Source organism: Gammaproteobacteria bacterium (genome assembly GCA_016705365.1).
GTDB lineage: Bacteria > Pseudomonadota > Gammaproteobacteria > Pseudomonadales > UBA5518 > UBA5518.
The window spans coordinates 241,637-256,395 of sequence record JADIYI010000002.1 but is presented as its reverse complement, the minus strand read 5'-3'; the positions used below and the strand labels follow the sequence as shown (position 1 = coordinate 256,395).

Annotated in this window: 9 protein-coding genes; 6 read left to right on the top strand and 3 right to left on the bottom strand. The window is 61.7% G+C overall.

Annotated elements, in window-relative coordinates:
• The gene (locus IPF49_01360) at window positions 1–2,382 is read right to left on the bottom strand and encodes an arylsulfatase (protein MBK6286293.1); all 2,382 of its coding nucleotides are present in this window, start codon (window positions 2,380–2,382) and stop codon (window positions 1–3) included.
• Between the two features lie 44 nt (window positions 2,383–2,426).
• On the bottom strand, window positions 2,427–4,808 hold the full coding sequence (locus IPF49_01355; protein MBK6286292.1) for a TonB-dependent receptor: 2,382 nt from the start codon (window positions 4,806–4,808) through the stop codon (window positions 2,427–2,429).
• Window positions 4,809–5,046: 238 nt separating this feature from the next.
• Here IPF49_01355 and IPF49_01350 point away from each other — a divergent pair, with 238 nt between their 5' ends.
• Window positions 5,047–7,347, top strand: coding sequence for an arylsulfatase (locus IPF49_01350; GenBank protein ID MBK6286291.1), 2,301 nt, complete (start codon window positions 5,047–5,049; stop codon window positions 7,345–7,347).
• 9 nt (window positions 7,348–7,356) lie between these two features.
• Entirely contained in the window at window positions 7,357–7,998 is a 642-nt protein-coding gene (locus IPF49_01345) for a TetR/AcrR family transcriptional regulator (protein ID MBK6286290.1), read from the top strand.
• A 187-nt stretch (window positions 7,999–8,185) separates the two neighbouring features.
• On the opposite strand, the gene IPF49_01340 is transcribed toward IPF49_01345, so the two are convergent.
• Window positions 8,186–10,390: an arylsulfatase gene (locus IPF49_01340; GenBank protein ID MBK6286289.1), complete on the bottom strand. Its 2,205-nt coding sequence runs from the start codon at window positions 10,388–10,390 to the stop codon at window positions 8,186–8,188.
• 539 nt (window positions 10,391–10,929) lie between these two features.
• On the opposite strand from IPF49_01340, the gene IPF49_01335 reads away from it, so the two are divergent.
• From IPF49_01335 to IPF49_01320, 4 genes are all read left to right on the top strand, one after another.
• Window positions 10,930–11,349 (top strand): hypothetical protein, encoded by a 420-nt coding sequence (locus IPF49_01335; GenBank protein MBK6286288.1) that lies wholly within the window; start codon window positions 10,930–10,932, stop codon window positions 11,347–11,349.
• Window positions 11,350–11,460: 111 nt separating this feature from the next.
• Window positions 11,461–12,234, top strand: coding sequence for an SDR family oxidoreductase (locus tag IPF49_01330; GenBank protein MBK6286287.1), 774 nt, complete (start codon window positions 11,461–11,463; stop codon window positions 12,232–12,234).
• 120 nt (window positions 12,235–12,354) lie between these two features.
• Window positions 12,355–13,881 carry an arylsulfatase gene (locus tag IPF49_01325; GenBank protein ID MBK6286286.1) on the top strand — a complete coding sequence of 509 codons (1,527 nt, stop codon included), beginning with the start codon at window positions 12,355–12,357 and terminating at the stop codon, window positions 13,879–13,881.
• 52 nt (window positions 13,882–13,933) lie between these two features.
• On the top strand, window positions 13,934–14,533 hold the full coding sequence (locus IPF49_01320) for a uracil-DNA glycosylase family protein (GenBank protein MBK6286285.1): 600 nt from the start codon (window positions 13,934–13,936) through the stop codon (window positions 14,531–14,533).
• Window positions 14,534–14,759 lie beyond the last annotated feature (226 nt).

Here is a 14,759-nt window from a genome sequence, read left to right as displayed (position 1 = left end):
TCAACGATCGATCGTGATATCCACCCGCTTCACGGTTCCGTTGAACCTGCCCCCATCGTGATACTCGGCACTCACTGGTGTGTCTGCATCGAAGCCGATGTCCATGGTGTCGGTCATCTCGGGGAGCTTGGAGATCGTGCGGAGGATACGTCCACGCCCGATCTCCTTGTCGTCAGCACTGATTTGCATCTCGCCACCGGCGTTACTGCCGCCATCGGATACGAAGCGGTAGCGCAGCACTGATTTGCCCTCTGGCAGCTTGGCACTGGCCGCCACGCGCGACTGATCGCCATCGAGTTGCGAGGCCGCCATCAGCGCAACCGGCGTACCATCGTTTATGAAGAAGCTCCAGCCGCCGAACTTGCTGCCCAGCGCCATGATCACACCATGGGCCTCCTCGGGCACCTCGATATTGGCGGTGACCGTGAAGGAGTGGTTCAGGATCGGTGCGGCACTGACGGCGGGCACGCTGACGCCGGCACCCCAGTAGGTGTAGCTGCGCGCGTTGCGCTGCTGGCTTGCAGCGGCCAGAAAGCGCTCCATCGTCAGACGGTTGTCGAGCGGTAAAACCTGGTTGTGCCGGGCCTCTTCCATGAACAATGCCTGCATCTGCGCCAGCTTCTGCGGCTGCGTCGACGCCAGATCATGCGCCTGCGAGAAATCCGTGCGCAGATCGTAGAGTTCCCATGCGTAATCGCTGGGCAATACGGCTTTGCGGGATGCAATCCATGGCAAGTAGGCTGGCGTGGTGCTCGCCATCCAGCCATCGTGATAGATCGCGCGGTTACCCATCATTTCAAAATACTGCGTGCGATGACGCTCCGGCGCCGCGGGCAAATCGAAGCTGTACGCGAGGCTGACACCGTCGATCGGCTGCTGCTTCACGCCGTTCACCATCTCGGGAGCCGTGATCCCGGCCAGCTCGAATATGGTCGGCGCGATATCGGTGACATGGCTGAACTGCGAACGAATACCGCGCGCCTTGATGCGCTGCGGCCACGACACCACCATGCCGTTGCGGGTGCCCCCCAGATGCGAGGCATACTGCTTGGCGAGCCGGAACGGCGCGTTGGTTGCCCAGGTCCAGCCGTAACCGAAGTTCGGCACGGCGTCCGGTCCGCCAAGCTTGTCCAGGTTGGCAAGAAGGACTTTCTCGTCCTCCTGCGTACCGTTGGCGAAGTTCGACATCGGGTTCATGCTGCCGTGCGCACCCGCTTCCGCGGACGCGCCGTTGTCGCCCTCGATGAAGATCACCAGTGTGTTGTCGCGCAACCTCATGCGTTCGATCTCGTCGAGCAAGCGGCCAACCTGCGCATCCTGGTAGGCGAGCATCGCGGCGTAGACTTCCATCATGCGCGCGTTGATGCGCCGCTGTGCGGGCGTCAGATCTTTCCAGGCGGCGATCTGTTCAGGTCGCGGCGTGTTGACCGCATCGGCGGGTATGATCCCAAGCTTTTTCTGCCGCGCGACGGTATCGGCACGCACCTGGTCATAGCCCGCGTCGAATCGCCCGCGAAACTTCGCGATCCAGTCGGCGGGCGCCTGTAGGGGCGCATGTGCGGTGCCGGTCGCGTAATACATGAAGAAAGGCTTGTCGGGTGCGGCTGCGTTATGCTGGTGCAACCAGTCGATCGCATCGTTCGCCAGCGCCTTGTCGAGCACGCCTTCTTTCAGCGTCGGGAGCGGGGTGATGCCGCGATAGAGCGCGGGCGTGTACTGGTTCGTCTCGGCCGCCATGAAGCCGAAAAAATACTCGAAGCCGAGGCCCGTGGGCCAGAGGTCGAAGGGGCCCGCCGCGGACACCTGCCATTCCGGTGCATTGTGATGCTTGCCGAACATTGCGGTGTTGTAGCCGTTCTGGCGCAGTACCTCGGCAATGGTCGCCGCGCTCTTTGGCAGCAGGTTGTCGTAACCGGGAAATCCGGTCGAAAGGTTCGCCACGATGCCGTTGCCGACCGCATGGTGATTGCGCCCGGTCAGCAGCGCTGCGCGCGTTGGTGAGCACATCGCGGTGGTGTGAAAGCGGTTGTAGCTGAGACCCTGCTCCGCCAGCTGATCGAGATTCGGCGTCGGGATCGGCCCGCCGAAGGTGCTGGCCGCACCGAAGCCGACATCGTCGGTCATGATGAGCACGACATTCGGCGCGCCCGCCGGCGCCTTGACCGGTGTGGGGAACGCCGGGGTGGAATCGGCGTACGTGACGCCGATCTTGCCGGTAAAAGGTTCAGCCGGTGGCGGGAGCACGTTCGGTTGCGCTACCGCCACCGCGGACACCGCCGCAAGCAGTAATGTCGCAAGGCAACGTGCGATCGGATGATCTCTCTCGCACTTTCGCCGGCGCGCAAGCGGCCATGCGGTCTCCACCAAAGCCTGGACGATCATCTTTTATCTCCCGTTACTGCCATCGTCGTCAAGCGACGGTTGCCTCACCACTTGTAGTCGAAGTTCACGCCGTAGGTGCGAGGTACCACCCAGGTGGCGTTCTGGAAGTAGCTGAAGTCGATCGGATTCGCGAGCTGCTTCGAATCAGCGAGATTTCGGACCCACAGTGAGACATTCGCTGCGCCGGGTCCGCCGACACGCATATCAGCCAACGTCAGCCGCGCGTTGATCCGCTCCACACCCGGGATCTCGTTGAGCCTGGCAAGGGTGCCGGCGCCGGCATCGGCCACCGTCAGCGACTTGTTGCTGGCGTAGGCATAGAAATCTGCGGAGTACTGGTACTCGAGCAAGCCACGCAATTGACCCCACTCGGTATCGAGCAGTTTCCCGTCGAGCACCAGGTTCAGCGTGTGCTCGGGAGCATAGGGGAATACGCGGTTATCACCGGTATTGATAAGCGTGGACATGCTGACACCAGCCAGCGCTGCCGTGGCTGCGTTATACGGATAGTCCATGTACTCGTCGAATTCGCCGTGCAGATAACCGTAGCTGCCTTGCAGTTTCCAGTTTTCGCCCAGCAGCACCACGCCCTCGAGTTCGACCCCCTGCATGGTCGCTTCACCTGCATTGCTCAGTATTGAAGCTGTACTCCCCGCCAGCAGTCTCGAAAGCTGCATGTCGGTGATCTCGTTGCGAAACACGGCGGCATTGAACTGCGCGATACCGTCTGCCAGAGTCGACTTGAATCCCAACTCGTAGGTGGTGGACTCCTCTGGATCCACTGGAGTGGTCACACCCGCCACCGTGGGTACTTCACCCGAGAATCCACCAGCGCGGAACCCCTTGGCAAAGCGCGCATAGAGCGTCAGGTCGTCGTTGAAAGCGTAAGTTGCCGCAAAAACAGGCGTGGTGGCGTCCCAGCTCTCGTCAGCCTTGGTCCATGGCAGGATCGTTGCGATAATTGGCCCGCGATAGCCCATGGTGGCGAACTGCGCCGAGTTGTTGCGGCGCTCTTCCGTAGTCCAGCGTAGCCCCGCAGTCAGTGTCAGTGCGTCGGTCAACGCGTAGTCCAACTGACCGAAAACCGCCTTCGCCGTGTCACCCACCTTGTAGGCCACATACTTGGCGTTGGCCGGTGGGGGGCTCAGCATGATCAACTGACCACCGACATTGATGCCGTCTTCCTCGTAATAGTACAGGCCTCCCACATAATTGAGACGCCCTGCCTCACCGATCCATTGAATCTCGTGGGAACTGGAGTCGAGATGACTGTTACGCCCGGTTTTCACTAACTCGACTGGCGTGCCCTCCATATCGACCCGATCTTTCACCCACATATTGCGAATCGATCCGATGTACTTCAGGGTGTTGGTCTCGTTCAGTTCATAGCTGAGCGTGAGCGCCTGACCGTCCACATTCAGCCTCTGGACATTCTCGTTGGAGGTATCGCTTGCCATCGATCCAGGTCGGCTCCGACTGACGTAAGGTGCCATCTGGGGCTCTGCTGCAAGCAGGAAATTGCCGGACTGGACCAGCGACGGGATGCCCAAACGCGTGCCCGTGCCCAGCAGGATGTTGCCCAGATCGCTGATCGAGCCGACACTGCCGCTTGTGCTGTAAAGAGTGCTGGGTGTCTGGGTTTCATCGATGGTTGAATAGTCGTAGGCGTAATCGAGCGTCAGTGCACTGCTGAGATCGAGACGGAGCGCGCCACGAAACGATTGCCGGTCCGTGCTGCCTTCGTCCTTGCCGTTACGATTCGACATCCAGCCGCCCGCTTCCTCGTTGCGTGCGGAGAGATTGACACTGGCAATTCCCCACTTCGGCAGATCCAGAGACAGCTTTTCGATATGGCTGTTATTGTTGCCGATATCCACGGATGCCGAACCGTCCCACTCGCCCGTAGGCTTGCGCGTGATGAAACTGATGGCACCGCCCAACGTGTTGCGCCCGAACAGGGTTCCCTGCGGACCGCGCAACACTTCTACCCGCTCCAGGTCGAGCAAATCGAACATACTCCCCTGAGCCTTGCCGATGTAGACCCCGTCCACATACATGCCGACGGCGGGATCCACATAGATCGCGGTCTGGCCAGTGACGCTACCGCGAATGGATACCTGCGACGTCAGGCTGTTGCCCGGCGCCCTGTTGACCTGCAGATTGGGTGCGAGACTGGACAACGACTCGAGTCCCTCGATTCCGCGCGCCTCCAGCTGCTCGCCGGAAATGGCGGTGATCGAGATGGGTACATCCTGAAGGTTCTGTTCGCGCTTCTGCGCGGTCACGACCATCTCTTCGATCACGGCGCCCTGCGCATATGTCACGGTGGTATGAAGCGTCGATATCAAGCCGAGTGCAAATGCGCAGGACATGGCGCCGGCGAGTGGCTTGCGTGCCACGCAATGAGAGTATGAGTACGTAGTCATCGAGGATGCTCCTGTTATCACGTGTGTGAAGTCGCGTTCATGCCGCGCAATTTGTTGTGTTTCGTCAGGTTCACCACTGGCGTAATCGGGACGCGGCCGCAGAGCCGTGCGAGATTCTAGCGCCAGGTGTTTTATTCATCAAGTGCTCAAACCATATGCTTTGTTGCAAGAACATGACAAAGTCGTTTACGGTACTCGTCCGCAACCCTGAATCGACCCATTGCGAGAGACCGATACCATGCGTACCTCAGGAGTCAACCTACGAAAATGTGGCCGCCAATTTTTTGCGCTGGTCGCTGCACTGGGTATCGCGCAGCCGCTCATCGCGGCAGATGCGACGCCAGCGACACAACCGCAAGCCGCGCCGGTAGTGACGCGCCAACTGCCACCGGCCGGCGCGCCGAATATCGTGGTGGTGCTGCTCGATGACGTGGGCTTCGGCGCCACCAGCACCTTCGGCGGCCCGGTCGCAACGCCGGCGCTGGAGCAACTGGCCAATGATGGCCTTCGCTACAACCGTTTCCACACCACGGCGATCTGCTCGCCGACGCGCGCCGCGCTGCTCACGGGACGCAATTCACACGCCGCGGGTGTGGGCACCGTGATGAACAGCGCGACCACCTACCCGGGGTATCGCGGCGTGCTGCGCGACGATAGCGCCACCATCGCGCGCGTGCTCGGCCAGAACGGCTACGCGACCTCGGCCTGGGGCAAGTGGCACCTGGTGCCGGACTGGGAAGCCACCCAATCCGGCCCGTTCACGCACTGGCCGACCGGTGTGGGCTTCGACACGTTCCATGGTTTCCTCGGTGGCGAGGCGGATCAATACGAGCCCACGCTCTATGACGGCACCACCCCCGTGGTGCGTGAACGGCAAGCGGGTTACCACCTCACCGAGGACATCGCCGAGCACGCCATCTCGTGGATGCAGATGCAGCGTTCGGTGGATCCGGCACGCCCCTTCTTCGTGTACTTCGCACCTGGCGCCACCCACGCCCCGCTGCAGCCGCCTGCAACCTGGGCCGAGCGCTACCGTGGCAAGTTTGACCAGGGCTGGGATCGCCTGCGCGAGGAAACCTTCGCGCGCCAGAAGAAGGCTGGCGTGATCCCGCGCGACGCTCTGCTGACGCCGCGACCCGCCGAGCTGCCGGCCTGGGATTCGCTGACTCCGAAGCAGAAGCGCACCTCGGCGCGCCTGATGGAGCTCTATGCCGCGTTTCTCGCACACACGGACGCGCAGGTCGGCCGGCTGCGCGATGCGCTGAAGGAAATGGGACAGTATGACAACACCTTGTTCGTCTATATCGTCGGCGACAACGGCGCCAGCGCCGAGGGCGGATTGCTCGGCAGCAGCAATTACCTGGGCGATCTGCAGGGACTGCAGTCGAACCTGGCGAGCTTTGCCGACGATCCCCAGGCGCTTCTTGGCGAGAACAGCTACGCGCATTACAACTCCGGCTGGGCCTGGGCCACCGATACCCCGTTCCAGTGGACCAAGCAGGTAGCCTCGCATCTTGGCGGTACACGCAACCCCATGGTCATGACGTGGCCGGCGCGCATCCGTGACCACGGCGGTCTGCGCCAGCAGTTCGCTCACGTGAACGATATCGTGCCGACGATCCTCGAACTCACCGGCATCGAGGCGCCCGCGAGCGTGAACGGCGTGGCGCAGCGCCCGATGGACGGTACGAGCCTCGCGTACACTTTCGCCGACGCGAAGGCTGCCGAGCGCCACACCACGCAGTATTTCGAGGTTTACGGCAACCGCGCGATCTACCACGACGGCTGGATGGCCTCCGCATTCCGGGGTCGTGTGCCCTGGAACGTGATCAGCGCACCGCGCAACACGGATTTCGCCGCCGACCGCTGGGAGCTCTATGATCTGCGCACCGACTTCAGTCAGGGTCGTGACCTCGCGGCGCGCGAACCCGGCAAGCTGCGCGAACTGCAGCAGCTCTTCGATATCCAGGCCGCTGCCAACAACGTGGTGCTGCACAACCCTACCCGCGAGAACACGCAGTTTCCCAATCTCGCCGCCGGGCGCACCCACTTCGAGTACCGGCCCGGCACCATCGGCATTGCCGAGAAGGAGGCGCCGAACACGAAGACACGGTCTCACGTCATCGAAGCCCACATCCGGGTGCCCGAGGGCGGTGCGCACGGTGTGCTGGCCACCCTGGGCGGACGCAGTGCCGGCTGGTCGCTGTACCTGGACGATGCAGGTGTACCGGTCTATCGCCTGCGTATCTTCGACGCCGAGGAAATCACGCTGCGCGGCAAGGCGCCACTCGAGCCCGGTGAGCACGTGCTGCGTTACGAGTTTGCCACCACGGGTGCAGGCCTGGTGCCCGGCGGCACCACGCGGCTCAGCGTGGACGGCAAGGAAGCAGCGAGTGCAACGTTAAGGCGTACCGCCACGATGTACTCGATCGATGAGACCTTCGATATCGGCCTGGATACCGGCTCATCGCCGGCCGATTACCGTGCGCCATATCCCTTTACCGGCGTGATCGAGCGCGTCGTCGTTGAGCTGCTGTAGGAGCAGCGCATGCCGCCACGCCCCCGAACCGACCCGTCGGCGCGAACGCGCAAGCGGATTCTTGATACCGCCGAGCGACTGTTCGGCGAACGTGGTGTCGGCGCCGTGTCGCTGCGCGACATAAACCGCACCGCGGGCATCAGCCAAGGCGTACTGCACTACCACTTCGGCGGGCGGGATATGCTCGTGAAAGCCATTCTGGAACGCTGGTTGCCGTCGATCAACGCCGATCGACGGCGTATGTACGACGCATTGCTCGCTTCAGGTCGAGCGCCGCAGCATCGCGACATCGTGGAGATCCTGTGCCTGCCACTGGCGAAGCTCGCCATCGACCGACAAGCTGCGGGCCGGCGCTTCCTGCGCTGCCTGGCGAAGTTGCACCAGGAACATAACCCCTTACGCTCACAGGTGTCTGACAGATACATTGATGTGCCGATTCTTGAAATGCTGCACGATGTTGCTCCCGGCGCGTCCCGGCCGCTGATCGAATGGTACCTGGGCATGATCATGAACGTCATTCACGCCACGCTGGGCGACATCGGACGCCCGGGTCAGCCGTGGCAGGAAGCGCTCAATGCGACACCGCTGACTCCGCAGGAGCAGGTGAGTGCGTTGGTGGAGTTCATCAGCGATGGTGTGAACGCGCTCTGAGCATGGACCTGACCAGGATCCCGGCGGACGATCCATGCACAGCCCTGCATTTCTGGCTCTGTCGACGGAAAACTCGGGCCTTGTGCAATAGTTGGTTCGCCTCGTCCGGGGTCAGAAACAGCACCCCAGCGACGGTTCCCTCCGGCAGCCCCGGCATTTTTCGCGTCTCGATGCGGCAACTGACCGTCTAGTTGTCCTTGGCGGCGTATACCGAGCCGGGCTTGCCCGGCTGGCCCAACTCAACCGTTACCTTGTCGATGTCACCGGTGAAGCGCCCATCCTTCGTGTAGTCCTCGATCACAGGTGCACCTGTATCGTAGCCAATGTCGAAGGTCTCACCCAGACCGGCACGCAGTACAATGGTGCGCTCGATTCGGCCGTTCGCAACCTGCTTTCCGTCGACCAGGATGCGCATGGTTCCACCCCCTCCCGGCCCGCCACCGTCAAAGTCGAAATCGAAACGGATCGTGGCCTTGCCCGCTGGAATCACGGTGTCCGCCTCGACATGGAACTGGTCCTTGGGCTGCTCCGAGAACGCTTCGTGTGCCACTGGCCGGCCATCCTTCAAATAGAAGACCCACCCGCCAAACCAGCTACCATTGGCGACCAATACACCATTCCCGCCGCCTTGCGGGATCGTAACCTCCGCCGTGATACTGAAAGAGCGCGCAGCCATGGGCGGCGCTGCGTCGTAAGCGACCGTGATGTCGCGGCCCCAGTAGATCCAGTTGGTGCGGTGTGAGCCGTAGTTCACCAGGCTTGCCTGATATCCCACGGGCACGTTCGGCGCGTTCGGGATCATGGGCAGCACGTTGTTGTGTTTTGCTTCCTGCCAGAACAGATCGACCAGCTCAGCCAGCTTCTTTGGTTCCTTGGTTGCCAGGTCATGGGCCTGCGAATAGTCATTTCGCAGATCGTAGAGCTCCCAATGCAGGTCGGTCTCATCCAGATTCGGTGCGCGCAAGCCACCCCAAGGCGTACGCCGTGGCGTCGTGCTGGCGATCCAGCCGTCACGATACATCGCGGCATTGCCATTCAGTTCGAAGTACTGGCTGGTATGGCGGCTGGGTGCGCTCGCCTGCTCCCAGGTGTAGGCGAGGCTGACGCCGTCGATCTTCTGCTGCTCGACACCGTCGACCATGGCCGGGGTCTTCAGTCCCACCGCGTCCAGCAGGGTCGGTGCAATGTCGACAACATGGTGAAACTGGGAGCGTACCTCCCCATGCGCCTCGATGTGCTCTGGCCATGCCACGACCATGCCGTTGCGCGTGCCGCCGAAATGCGAGCCGATCTGTTTGGTCCATTGGAATGGCGTGTTCATTGCCCATGCCCAACCGACAGGATAAAGATCGTAGGTCTTGGGTCCGCCCATCAGCCTCAGTACGCTGCTCAACCAGGACGTGGACTCCGTGACGCCGTTGGCCAGCATACCGATCTCGTTGGTGGTTCCCTGCAGGCTGCCCTCACCACTGCCGCCATTGTCGCCTTCGATGAAGATCACCAAGGTGTGGTCGAGTTCACCCATTCGCTCCAGTTCATCCAGGACCCGACCGAACTGGAAATCCTGATAGGCCAGCATGGCCGCATAGACTTCCATGAAACGGGCTGAAATACGTTTCTGGTCGCGGTTCTGTGAATCCCAGGCATTGATATCGGGTGGTCGTGGCGTCAGCGTGGTGGACGGCGGAATGATTCCGCGCAGCTTCTGTCGTGCGATGCTCTCCTGACGCACTTGATCCCAGCCCTCGTCAAACCTGCCTTTGAAGCGGGCAATCCAGTCGGCAGGTGCTTGATGCGGCGCGTGTGCGATCCCGCTGGCGTAGTAGATGAAGAACGGCTTGGTCGGGTCAGCGGCCTTCTGATTGTGAATCCAGCGGATGCTGTCATCGGCGAGGCGTTCGTCGAGTAGCTTGGCATTACGCGGTGCCGCCGCCTGGTCGATCTCGGTACGTTCGGTCCCGCGGTAGAGCACTGGGTCCCACTGGTCGGCGTCACCACCGATGAATCCATAGAAGTACTCGAAACCCAGCGAAGTCGGCCACTGGGTGAACGGCCCTGCGGCCGAACTCTCCCAAACCGGCACGTTGTGATGCTTGCCGAACATCGCGGTGTTGTAGCCATTGTCGCGCAGCACCCGTGCCACCGTCGCGGCACTGTGTGGAATGGTCGCCCAATAGCCGGGATAGCCGGTGGCGCCGTCGATCACCGTGCCGTTACCGACGGCCTGATGATTGCGTCCGGTCAACAGCGCCGCGCGCGTCGGCGAGCACATGGCGGTCGTATGAAACTGGTTGTAGCGCAGGCCGTGGGCTGCCAGGCGATCGAGGTTGGGCGTCGGGATCGGTCCGCCGAAAGTGCTCGCCGCGCCAAAGCCGACATCGTCAGTCATCACCAGAAGGATGTTTGGAGCATCCGCTGGTGCCGTGACGCGCTTCGGAAAAGCACCGATTGAGTCCTTTCCGAACCGGCTGATCTTTCCGGTGAACACAGGATCGGCATGTGGCAGGTTTGCGGAGGTGTCCTGTGCTTGCGCCAGCCCAGCGGTGAGTAGAATCATTGTGCCGGCGATGCAGCGCAGTATCTTGTGCATGTGTTGGCCTCTCTGCCATCAGGAATATGGGCGCGCCAACGTTGCTGCATCCCTGGCTTCGGCCGCGCAACAACTGACCGAATAACCGACTCCCGACATCGAAAGCGGCGCGCGCTTTGGCCTTGATCGAGTGCCGGTCGGTGTTTGTGTGCCTCCAATGGTATTTCTTTAATGAAGAGAGATGAAGAGCATCATGCGGTCCATGTTTCTGTGCGCGCTGCAGGCGTTCCTTCGCCCCCGGACAATGATCGTTCGCGCCCGCACAAGCAGCCAGCCCCAACAGAGTTCACGACTCTGCCGTTTCGGCATTTCTCGTTAGCCATGGTGAAGGCATCCTGACCGTGTATTTTGACGTCGATGATGCGGATGCCGCACTCGCGCGGGCAAATGTGAGTGGTTGCGTCTGCCTGGATGCGCTTGATTACAGTCAGAAGGAAATCGACGCACATCTCGGAGGACTCCTCAGCCGCTACCAGGAATGCGTCCTCGCAACGACGGATCGCTGCGGCTTCGGGATCTCCTTGGCCAGGTTCGAACCCAAAAGGGGTATCGGCGGGAGAATACAGGCGCTTGGCGAGGAACCGCCCACCGGCTTGAATGCCAGTTCACGGGTGCGGATCCAGGACCGGCTCGCGCACCATTGTCGTTGCGTCGAGACCGGCAACGAATTCTGGCGTTTGCACGAGAATGTCGCCACTCGTGCGCAGCCGAGAGCCCAAAGCGATAAGCGTGAAGCACGTGGCTTCGCCGAGCCGGTCTAGTACACAATGAGCAAGTTATACTGGCCCCGTGGGCAGCGGCTCGGAATTGGATGAAGACTGTGGCCCGGTATTGGATATATCTCAGGAAACAGCATTGTCGGAGCTTTACTGATGGATCTCGAGTTGCAGAACAAAGTCGTCATCATCACGGGTGCTGCCAGTGGCATCGGGCTCGCTTGCACCCGCGCATTCGTCGCCGAGGGCGCGCGCGTGCTTGCGGTCGATATCAACGCCGGGGCGCTGGAGAGTGCGCTGGCATCATTGCCCGCGGGGCGTGCGATTGCACACGTCGCCGACGTGACCAATGCGACTCAGGTGCAGTCGATGGTCGATCGCGCACGCACCGAACTCGGGTCCATCGACATCATGTTCAGCAATGCGGGTGGTGCCACTCCCACCCCTGTCGAGCAGCAGAGCCTGCAGGATTATCGCCAGCTCATGGCACTCAATTTCGATGCGGTTTTCTACTGCGTTCACGCGGCGCTGCCGCTGATGCTCGAGCAGGGCAGGGGTTGCTTTCTCGCGACCTCTTCAGGGGCTGGCCTGAATCATGCGACCGGACTCACGATCTACGGTGCCGCCAAGGCCGCGGTGGTGAGCCTCATGAAGAGCATTGCCGTCGAGTTCGGTTCGCGCGGCATTCGTGCCAATGCGATCGCGCCGGGTGCGATGGATACACCCGGCATGCGTGCCTGGCTGAGCGGTTTTGACAACGGAGCGGCACGCTTCGCGCAGCAGATTCCAGCCGGCAGGATGGGAACGCCGGAGGATATTGCGCAAACCGCAGTGTTTCTTGCCAGCGAGCGTGCCGCCTACCTCACGGGGGCGGTGATTCCGGTCGATGGCGCCAGCCACGCGCGTCTCTCTTCGCCCCAGATCGATTGAGATGCAATCAATGTGTACAGGAGAACAAGGATGAAACTATTGCTCGCTCTGCTCTTGCTGTTGACTGCTGGTGCGGCGGTGGCGCAGATGTCCGTCCCTGCCGCACTGACGCCGGGGTCGATGAGCCGAGCGTCTCCCTTGCTGAAAGCGGAGCGCTTTGCGGAGAATTTCGAGCCGGCGCTGGTCCATCGCGAACAAGCGCGCGCGGTGAAAGCAAAGCTCGATGAATTGCGCAGGCGAACGGGGCGGGCGCCCAATATCCTGTTCCTCGTAGTCGATGATATGGGCTACGGCGATACGGGAGCCTATGGCGGTGGTGAGTCGCTCGGCGCGCCGACGCCGCATATCGACCGCCTGGCGCGCGAAGGACTGAAGCTCACCTCCGCGTATGCACAACCAAGCTGCACACCGACGCGGGCGGCACTCAACACGGGGCGCTTGCCGGTGCGCTCAGGCCTGCTGATGCCTTCCCTGCTCAACGACAAGGCGGATATTTCAGGCGAGATCCTGGCGGCGAAGCTGCTCTCGGCCGCCGGATATCGCAGCGCGCTCTCGGGCAAATGGCATCTGGGAGAGAAAGACGGTTCGCGTCCGTGGCAGGTCGGATTCGATGAATTCGAGGGCTTCCTTGGAGTGCTCAACGCCTATCAGGAGGAGCATCCGAGTGCGACCGATGTGGCGAATGATCCTGAATTGCTGGCGGAACTCCATTCGATGCCGGGCGACCGGACCTTGTGGCGGGCGACCAAGGCGGGCGGGGGCAAGGCGCTGGGAACGATCAACTGGGAGAATAGTCGCGATCTCGACCAGAAATTCGCTGAATTCTCCGAAGACTTCATCCGGCGCGCGGTAAAGGAGGGCAAGCCCTTCTACTTGTCGCATAATTTCGCGAAGCTTCACTATTTCAACATGCCGTCCAGGGCCTTTGTGGGGCGCTCGGCCACAAAGGATGTGTACCGCGACAGCGTGATCGAGGTCGACGACATCGTCGGGCGGCTGACGGGGCTGCTGGAGGAGTTGAAGGTTGCCGACAATACGCTCGTATTCTTCACCTCGGACAATGGACCGGAAGAAGACAGCTATCCCGACTCCGGGGTAACCCCGTTTCGCGGGGCCAAGGGAATGACCACGGAAGGCGGGGTACGCGTGCCGGGGCTGTTCTGGTGGCCCGGGATGATCAAGGGCGGGCGCGTTTCCGACGGGCTGTTCGACCTGAGCGACATGTTCAACACCTCGCTGTCGCTGGCAGGAGTGGATGCGCAAAAGGTGATCCCGGCGGATCGCTATATCGATGGGATCGACCAGAGTGGCTTCCTGCTGGCCGACAATGGCCAGTCGGCGCGTGAGGCGATTTTTTATTACAACGCGGACATGATGGCAGGCGTGCGCTGGCGGTACTACAAGATGGCGCTGTCCGAAATGGAGGTGGGCAGCGGCAATGTTCATGACTTTGGCGGGCTCGACAACGTGCACCTGCTGCTGCCACCGAGCGGGTATATGTACAACCTCTATCTCGATCCGCGCGAGCGCAAAACGGTGTTGATCGAAAAAGCGTGGGCGCCGGCCTACGCACTGGGGCCACTGATGGCGGTGCATGGTGCGACGATGGCGAAATATCCGCCCAAAGTAAAAATCAGGCTGCGCTGAGGCGCATGCCCCGGATGCCCGGGATTCGACCAGGATAGCGAAGAAGCGAATATTGCAAGAAGTGAAGTACATTTCACTGGAGGATCTGCTGCTCGCGGTGCGCGCTTGCCGTGTATGTGAAGCGCACCTGCCGCTTGGCCCGCGTCCGGTGCTGCGTGCCGCCGCAACCGCTCGCATCCTGATCGTCGGACAGGCACCAGGCGCGCGCGTGCATGAGACCGGCATTCCCTGGAACGATCCGAGCGGTGACCGTCTGCGCGCATGGATGGGCGTGAGCAACGAAGAGTTTTATGATGAATCGCGGGTCGCGATCATTCCGATGGGTTATTGCTACCCCGGCCGGGGCAATGGCGGCGACCTGCCGCCACGACCTGAATGCGCGCAACGGTGGCTCAACCAACTGCTGGCCATGCTGCCGCATATCGAACTGACGCTGCTGGTCGGGCTATATGCACAGCGCCATTTTCTGGGCATCCGCCGCAAGCGAACACTCGCCGAAACGACGGCGGCATGGCGCGAGTTCGCTCCGCGATATGTCCCGCTGCCTCACCCCTCGCCACGCAACACGCCCTGGCTCCAGCGTCATCCGGAATTCGAACAGCAACTGCTGCCGGAGTTGCGCCTGCGGATCGCCTCCCTGCTTGCGCGTTGAGAGTGTTCGGGCGGCGCGCGCCACCGCGGTTGCGCCACCCGCACATCGATGTCGCGTGTTGCGCAACATCCGGCTCCGATCTCGGCATGATCCCGTGACCGGCAAGACACGATATTGAACGGTTGAATCTCCTCTTGATTCAGGCTGGAGGGTCGCGGCGAACGCCCCGTTCGACTGCTGAGGCAATTGAGCGCTTGTTCTGCGAATTGAAAAAAGATATCCGGTA

Excerpts from the sequence above, each read along its gene's own strand:
- IPF49_01360 (MBK6286293.1), bottom strand. The coding sequence starts at position 2,382 with ATGATCGTCCAGGCTTTGGTGGAGACCGCATGGCCGCTTGCGCGCCGG.
- IPF49_01355 (MBK6286292.1), bottom strand. The coding sequence starts at position 4,808 with ATGACTACGTACTCATACTCTCATTGCGTGGCACGCAAGCCACTCGCC.
- IPF49_01350 (MBK6286291.1), top strand. The coding sequence starts at position 5,047 with ATGCGTACCTCAGGAGTCAACCTACGAAAATGTGGCCGCCAATTTTTT.
- IPF49_01345 (MBK6286290.1), top strand. The coding sequence starts at position 7,357 with ATGCCGCCACGCCCCCGAACCGACCCGTCGGCGCGAACGCGCAAGCGG.
- IPF49_01330 (MBK6286287.1), top strand. The coding sequence starts at position 11,461 with ATGGATCTCGAGTTGCAGAACAAAGTCGTCATCATCACGGGTGCTGCC.
- IPF49_01325 (MBK6286286.1), top strand. The coding sequence starts at position 12,355 with ATGAGCCGAGCGTCTCCCTTGCTGAAAGCGGAGCGCTTTGCGGAGAAT.